Here is a 6,921-nt window from a genome sequence, read left to right as displayed (position 1 = left end):
CCGGCGGCTGGTGGACAGCACGCCCGGTTTGAAAATCGCCGGGATACGGGACGGCTATTTCGCCGCGGCGCAAGAGGCGGACGTCGTGCGGGATATCCGGCGATCCGGCGCGGGAATTCTGTTTATAGGCATCAGCTCGCCCAGGAAAGAACGTTTTCTGCGGGCGCATTGGCAACAGTTGGGCGTGGCCGTGGGCATGGGGGTGGGAGGTTCGTTCGATGTGGTTTCCGGCGCCTTGCGGCGGGCGCCGAATTGGATGCAGCGCCATGGGCTTGAATGGCTGTTTCGGTTAAAGCAGGAGCCCGCGCGGTTGTTTGCACGTTATGCGCGCACCAATTTCTGCTTCCTGTGGCTGCTCGTGCGCGCCCGTGTGGGGGCGAAGCAAGAACCCGATCATCATGCCAATTAAAAAACCGTCTCGCTCCGCGCGCGTCTCCAAGGGTTATATACGGCCTTATGCTTCCGGGGTCGCCGTGCTGCAGCGCTTGGCGGATGCGGCGGTCATGCTGGTAACGCTGTATTTGTCCACCCTGCGCGGCGGCATGGTTTTCGACGCTAATCTGCTGCAGATCGCCGTGGTAGGCGCTCTCGGCTTCTACGCTGCCGGCGAAGCCAGGGGGATTTACGGTTCCTGGCGCATGAATTCCGTCGGCAGCGAATTGTGGTTGGTTGCGGTAACGTGCACGGCCGCCTTCGGCTTAGTATTGGCCGTGGCCTTTTTCAATAAGGCTACCGAGGAGTCGTTGCGCTCGACGCTATTCACCTGGTTGCTGCTGGCGCCCCTGTCGTTGATGGGGGTACGCCTGTGCGTGCGCTTGTTACTGCGGGAACTGCGCCGCCGAGGGCGCAACACCCGTACGGTCGCTATCGCCGGCGTCAACCTTGCCGCCTTCGAATTGGCCGGCGAACTGAACGCGATGCCGTGGACCGGTCTGGTCTTCAAAGGCTTTTACGATGACTGTCCGGCGGAGGGTTTGATATCCGAAACGCCGTTTCAAGTGTTGGGGAGCTTGGCCCGGTTGGTGGCGGAGGCGCATAAGGGAGGGATCGATGTGGTGTATGTCGCGCTGCCGATCCAGGCCAAGGAAAGCATTCTGGACTTGCTGGCGAAACTGGCGGATACCACGGCGTCGGTTTACTTGTTGCCGGATTTTTTTGTGTTCGAAATTGAACATGCGCATTGGGTGAATTTGAACGGGATACCGGTTGTCAGCGTTCACGAAACTCCGTTTACCAGCATCGGCGGCTCGCTGAAGCGGCTGGAAGATGTTTTGCTCAGCGCGGCTATTCTGACGGTAGCCGCGCTGCCGATGCTGGTTATCGCGTTAGCGTTAAAATTATCTTCGCCCGGCCCGGTCATTTTTAGACAGAAACGGTATGGTTTGGACGGCAAACCGGTGCATGTGTGGAAATTTCGCTCAATGACGGTATGCGAAGAGGGCGATCGTGTCGTCCAGGCCAGGCCGATGGACGTGCGCGTCACGCGCTTCGGCCGCTTCCTGAGGCGAACGTCGCTCGATGAATTGCCGCAGTTCATCAATGTATTGCAAGGAACGATGTCGGTGGTTGGGCCGCGTCCGCATGCGATTGTACATAACGAACAATATCGCCGCTTGATTCATGGTTATATGTTGCGCCACAAGGTGAAACCCGGTATCACGGGATGGGCGCAGGTCAACGGTTGGCGCGGCGAGACCGATGCGGTCGAGAAAATGCAGAAACGGGTGGATTACGATTTGCATTACATCCGGAATTGGTCGTTATGGCTGGATCTGAAAATCGTTTGGATGACGGTGCTGGGCGGATTCGCCGGCAAGAACGCCTATTGAGCGGTTTAATCGCCGGTATCGGCTTTCAGCCAGTGGCTGAAGGCCCGCTTATGGGCGGCCAGTTGTTCCATTTCGCGGGGCTGTTGCAGTAATCTGGACAGCACGGACGGTAATTTCTTCTTCAGCAGCCGCCGCCAGTGCCGCGGGTAGTACAGGAAAGCGGCGGCCGAGTCCGAACGTACGGGGAAATGGGTTGCAATAGCGGCGCGTGTCGGGAAAACGATTTTGCCGAAAGCGGCAATGCGCTCAAGCGGATTTTTCGAGCACAAGATTTTCTGCATGCCGGCATTTAACAGCATGTGGTCGTCGAGCTCCGAAAATATTAGGTATTCGGCACTCTCCAGCCAGTGGCTTTTATCGCCCTCTACGTCCAGTTCCCCCATAACCCAATCGGGTATGTCCGCGCCCAGATGCAATTTTGCCAGATATAGAGGGGCGAGAAGATAGCGCCGCCAACCGTTGGACGCTCGGCGCAGAATCCATTCCCAATCGAGTCGATGGCGTTGGGCCAGCAAGGCCAAATCCATTAGGGCAAGGGGGCCGATGGAAAATTGGTGGCCCTCTGTTGCGTGGTAGCAGAGATGCAGCAGCATATCTTCCGCGCAAGGGAAGCCGATGGCGGTATTGCCAAGCCGTTTTGAAACGCTGCGGGCCCAGAGAACCGACTCGTAGTCGTCCGTAGAGCCGCCGGGACGGGGGAAAGTCAGGCGGTGATGGAGTTCGATGGGAATAGCGTTGTGACGTGCTAACGGAGGCAGATGAATTTTGTTGCCGTCAAGATGGGCTTCCGGCAGACCCTCGTAGCAAGGTCGATAGCCATGTTTTTTTAGGAGTTCGAACGCTTTGACGGCATGCGTTTTGGGAATTAGCAGGTCAAGATCCCGCATTGGCCGGAGGCCTAGCGTTCGGTAAGTGAAGTTTGCGAGGAAGGCCCCTTTTAGCGCAATCGAAGGTATTTCCGCGCCGGCAAGCAAACGAGTAACGGTAACCAGTTCCTGACAGAGGGCCAGGTTACGAACGGCATGTTTATGTGATGCCTGTCGTAAAGCCATTAGGACGCGGGGTGGGGTGAGCCGCACTAAGTTTTTACGAACGATACCATCGTAAAGAATCGGGCCGAGCCGATGCATTCCGGCGACTCGGATCAGATAATCCCAGTCCGGCTCATTCATGCGAAGCAGTAGGGAAGAATCCTGTAGCGACGGCGAAAGGTGCAAAATGTTGAGAATAATCTCTCTAGCGCGATGACCGTCGTCTAACGGCATATGGTTACAGTTGGGCTCGGGACGAACGGGATTTGGAATGCTCAACTGATTTTTCTAGGTTTATTGATGGCACAGAAATGCTTGTGCCGCGGGGCCGTAAGCAAACCACGGTTCGAGGTTTAAGCCGGTTTTCCGGATAAATTCCGCCAAAGCGCGCCGTTCTCCCCGCTGTTTGTCGGCACGGAATAGATTGTAATCGTCAAATAAAAGGACGGTTCCTTGAGTCAGGCGGGGGGCGATGGCATCAAGAGCGTCAACCGTAGACCCATACAAGTCGCAATCGATGTGGACAATAGCGGCCTGATGCGGGCCTATTTGCTCCTTTGTTTCCGCAAACAAACCCGGGATAAGGCGGACGGTTGGGTGGCGCAGGTCCGCTATGGCGCACCGCCGGGTAACGTGAGCGATGGAACTTTGAAACGACCCCGGCGCCAGCGTATCCTCGCCCTCGCTATTATCGGGCATACCGTTAAAGGTATCGAATCCGTAAAAGGTGGGTGTCCGGGCCAGGAACCGAGCTACGGTACCTGTTCGATTAAACGGTAGCTGGCCCGAGCGTTCCAAACGCCGGCGAAAGTATTGGTGAGAGAGCCAGCTATTAATAAGGGAATTGCCTTTGTAGACGCCGAATTCGTAGTAGTCGCCCGGAAGCACGGTTGCATGAACATAAGCCCATGCGCGATGCAGGGCTCCAAGAGTATCGATCCTGTGTAAGCTTGACGCAATCCGGAAGCGGCGGTACCTGATTTTAAGGTTATCCAAAAGACTAATGGTCATAAGATTTTTTCGTTCGGAAAGTCGGCTGGTAAGCCTAAACGCATGCCGGATTATAGGGCAACTTTAATTAGGGGAACTTCTAAAAATACCCGCCGGCGAGTAAAACAGGGACGGCAAATGATCTTTGGAGAACGACGACGATTAATCACCAAGCCTTACACGGCGTCAATGATGGCATGGTCCAACGCCTTCGGCAAGTAGCCCGGATGATGCGCGGCGGAATCCGGGATTGAAGGCGCCCGACCTAGCGCGGCAAAGCTTGCCTAACATAGCTATGATTTAGCTACGTTTCCCAAAACATTAGATTTATCTTTATGTAGTGGAGAAAAGCCCTGCTTCTAAACTGACAATAAATTCGTCAAGTGAGGGCACTTTGTTGCGTGTATTTACGTACAATTCTTCATAAGATTTTAGGCGGGCGAATGCTTACTAAATACAGTGTGATTTAATCGAGAGTGCAACCCTGGCGTAATCCCGAAAATAAAAAAGGCCCGGGCTTTCGTCTAAGGCCTTCATGTATATGGAGCTGGTGATGGGACTCGAACCCGCGATCGGCTGATTACAAATCACGTCATTTCATGCCATATTATTGATTATATTAGTATTTTTCAAGTCGTTTTTGCGTGACTTTGCACGGCGAATCATAACGAATCACAACCCAAACACGCAAAATTCACGCAGCTCACACGCTCAATTTGGCTCTGGCAGTTGTAACAATCGTTCACTACGCCACACCCTAATAACGTTTATTGTTTGGTTATCGAGCCAGTACACGATACGAAAAGGCGGATGAATCAGTTCACGTATTTTGGGCTCGGCAAATTCCGGTACGATACGCCCGATTTCTGGGTGATCCGTCAAGACTTCTACATGAGCGATGATTTCAGTAACAAACTTTTCGCCAACGGTCGGGACACCCTGCTCCAAATAATAAGCTTGTATGTCAGCAAGATCATTGAATGCCGATTGGGCAAATAACAGCTTCATTAACGAATACCCAGCTTGGCTTTGACCTCACTTAACTCCATGGCGTTTCCATTTTTAATATCCAGCAAGCCTTGAGCGACCGCTTTGATAAACGCTCGTTCTTCCTGAGCCTTTTCGTAATCATCTAGGTCTTGAACCACTGCAACACCACGACCGCGACTGGTGAGTAACACCGGCCTATGCGTCTCCCTAACTTGATTAACTACCCGGCCGGGATTGACTTTCAAATCACTGAGCGGGATGACGTCTTCTGAAAACTTGATTTGCATGGCTTTAGCTCTGAACTAGTTTTAACAGTGCTGATTGTAGCACCTATTAAAAGGTGCTGTTTATTTCCATACCAAAGATCACTACATCGGCAAGTAAAGTTTCAAAGGCTGGTCATTACAAACTATAAACATGCCTGGCCTACGCAAACATTAGACATTTTCGAGATACCCGAGGTGCATATTTTTGCGCCTGGCGAATGCCGATACAGCCGCGAGGTTGCGGAGGGTGTAAGCCTGATGCTGGCAGAATCCGGCCAGCGAGACCGGTACGCGGTGAGCGCGGAAGTGTCGCGCATCAGCGGCAAGGACGTATCCAAAAACATGCTGGATGCCTACGCCAGCCCGGCGCGTATCGAGCACTCGCTGCCGTTCTGGTTGGCGCCGGTATTGGAAGAGGTTTGTAGCAGTCATGTTTTAACCAATTGGTTGGTGGATAGCCGCGAATGACCCAGCCGTCGATTACGCCGTAAGGGATGTCGGTGAGTTCGGAAAAGCGTTCTCTGTGCATGACAGGAACGAAGGGAACTAGCGGTACGGGCGGTGTTTGTTCCATGTTTTGGCCTGTTGGGTTACTATGTTGGTTTGTTGGGTTGCGTGCTAAATATGGTTGTAATTATTGCAACCATATTTAGCATTTGTCAACTATTGATTGCTATATTTGCACGCTAATATGAAAACTTTGCGAGAAAGACTTTTAGAAGTTATTGACTTTAAAGGTGAAACACCAAAATCATTGGAAGAAAAGACAGGCGTCGACCGAGCAAAATGGTCAAACATAAAACGCAAAGACCCAATAAGAGCGACCGAAGAACACCTAGAGGCCATATTCAAACTATGGCCGGAATATGCGCTATGGATTGCAACAGAAACAACTAATCCAGAAGCAGGACAAATAAGCCCTGAGCTGGAGGAAACAAGGCAAAAACTAGGTTAGGCTGGATAACGGCAGATAGAGCACTATCGAGATGGACGCGCCGTTGTTCAGCCAGGGAAGATTAAACAAAAAAAAGCAAATCCAGCCACTCAACCAGGCGCTAGGAAAGTCATTAAATTAAAAAGAATTAGAATAAAATATGGAATATTTATCAGAAAAAATTTCAAGCTATATACATGACTTGTCTCAAAGCATATTAATAGGAATTCCAACCGGAGTCATAGTAACCATACTAACAGGCTTAATAACCACTGCCATTTATAGAACGAATAAAAACAGTATCCTAGGTCGACGTCTAGCACGCTGGTTGTTAAATGGATTAGGGATACATACAATTCATCACAACATTATGCCAAGAGACCTATTTATTCGTCTAATGAATAATGCAAAAGAACGAATATGGATACTTGATTCTTGGATAGGCAGACCAGACTTCATACCAAACCCTAGCAACCTACACAAAGCGAATAAAGGAGTAGAGGTTAAAATACTTATTTTAGGCCCTGAATCAAAGAACCTCCTCGATATTAGATTAGAAGCCGTTGGAAAACCAAAATCAAACGGTTACAACTCTGACCAAATCCCAACAATTATCAAAAGATGTAACGAGCTTGAATGGCAATGCGATATTAGAACATTTAAATCACTCCCCCCTTTTAATTTAATTATTATTGACGACTATATTTTTATTGGTCTTTATTGGGCCGATAAAATAAGTTCCGAAGGGCCATTTCTTGAAATCATCGATTACAACTCAATAATATATAAAGAATCGATAGAGATGTTTGAAAATATGTTCAGGGATGCTTCATCATATTTTTCTTAACGAAATTTACAAATTTAAAATGAACATCAAAAAA

At 50.5% G+C, this 6,921-nt stretch carries 9 protein-coding genes; 5 read left to right on the top strand and 4 right to left on the bottom strand.

The window, feature by feature from the left end; translation table 11 throughout:
• On the top strand, positions 1-409 hold a 409-nt coding region (locus NP596_RS18905), incomplete at its 5' end, for a WecB/TagA/CpsF family glycosyltransferase (RefSeq protein ID WP_256616960.1).
• On the top strand, positions 399-1,829 hold the full coding sequence (locus NP596_RS18900; RefSeq protein WP_256616959.1) for an undecaprenyl-phosphate glucose phosphotransferase: 1,431 nt from the start codon (positions 399-401) through the stop codon (positions 1,827-1,829). The genes NP596_RS18905 and NP596_RS18900, both read left to right, overlap by 11 nt.
• Positions 1,830-1,834: 5 nt before the next feature.
• On the opposite strand, the gene NP596_RS18895 is transcribed toward NP596_RS18900, so the two are convergent.
• The 4 genes from NP596_RS18895 to NP596_RS18880 form a co-directional block, all read right to left on the bottom strand.
• On the bottom strand, positions 1,835-3,094 hold the full coding sequence (locus tag NP596_RS18895; RefSeq protein ID WP_256616958.1) for a nucleotidyltransferase domain-containing protein: 1,260 nt from the start codon (positions 3,092-3,094) through the stop codon (positions 1,835-1,837).
• Positions 3,095-3,154: 60 nt separating this feature from the next.
• The gene (locus NP596_RS18890) at positions 3,155-3,871 is read right to left on the bottom strand and encodes a TylF/MycF/NovP-related O-methyltransferase (protein WP_256616957.1); all 717 of its coding nucleotides are present in this window, start codon (positions 3,869-3,871) and stop codon (positions 3,155-3,157) included.
• A 690-nt stretch (positions 3,872-4,561) separates the two neighbouring features.
• The gene (locus tag NP596_RS18885; protein ID WP_256616956.1) at positions 4,562-4,858 is read right to left on the bottom strand and encodes a type II toxin-antitoxin system RelE/ParE family toxin; all 297 of its coding nucleotides are present in this window, start codon (positions 4,856-4,858) and stop codon (positions 4,562-4,564) included.
• Complete coding sequence (locus NP596_RS18880) at positions 4,858-5,127, bottom strand: type II toxin-antitoxin system Phd/YefM family antitoxin (RefSeq protein WP_256616955.1); 270 nt, start codon at positions 5,125-5,127, stop codon at positions 4,858-4,860. Before NP596_RS18880 ends, NP596_RS18885 begins: the two co-directional genes overlap by 1 nt.
• A 237-nt stretch (positions 5,128-5,364) precedes the next feature.
• On the opposite strand from NP596_RS18880, the gene NP596_RS18875 reads away from it, so the two are divergent.
• The 3 genes from NP596_RS18875 (at position 5,365) to NP596_RS18865 (ending at position 6,887) form a co-directional block, all read left to right on the top strand.
• Entirely contained in the window at positions 5,365-5,574 is a 210-nt protein-coding gene (locus NP596_RS18875) for a hypothetical protein (protein ID WP_256616954.1), read from the top strand.
• Positions 5,575-5,797: 223 nt separating this feature from the next.
• Positions 5,798-6,061, top strand: coding sequence for a DNA-binding protein (locus NP596_RS18870; RefSeq protein ID WP_256616953.1), 264 nt, complete (start codon positions 5,798-5,800; stop codon positions 6,059-6,061).
• Between the two features lie 139 nt (positions 6,062-6,200).
• Positions 6,201-6,887, top strand: a complete 687-nt coding sequence (locus tag NP596_RS18865; protein ID WP_256616952.1) for a phospholipase D-like domain-containing protein — start codon at positions 6,201-6,203, stop codon at positions 6,885-6,887.
• Positions 6,888-6,921 lie beyond the last annotated feature (34 nt).

The organism is Methylomonas rivi (assembly GCF_024505165.1).
Lineage (GTDB): Bacteria > Pseudomonadota > Gammaproteobacteria > Methylococcales > Methylomonadaceae > Methylomonas > Methylomonas rivi.
This window is presented reverse-complemented; position numbering and strand designations above follow the sequence as displayed.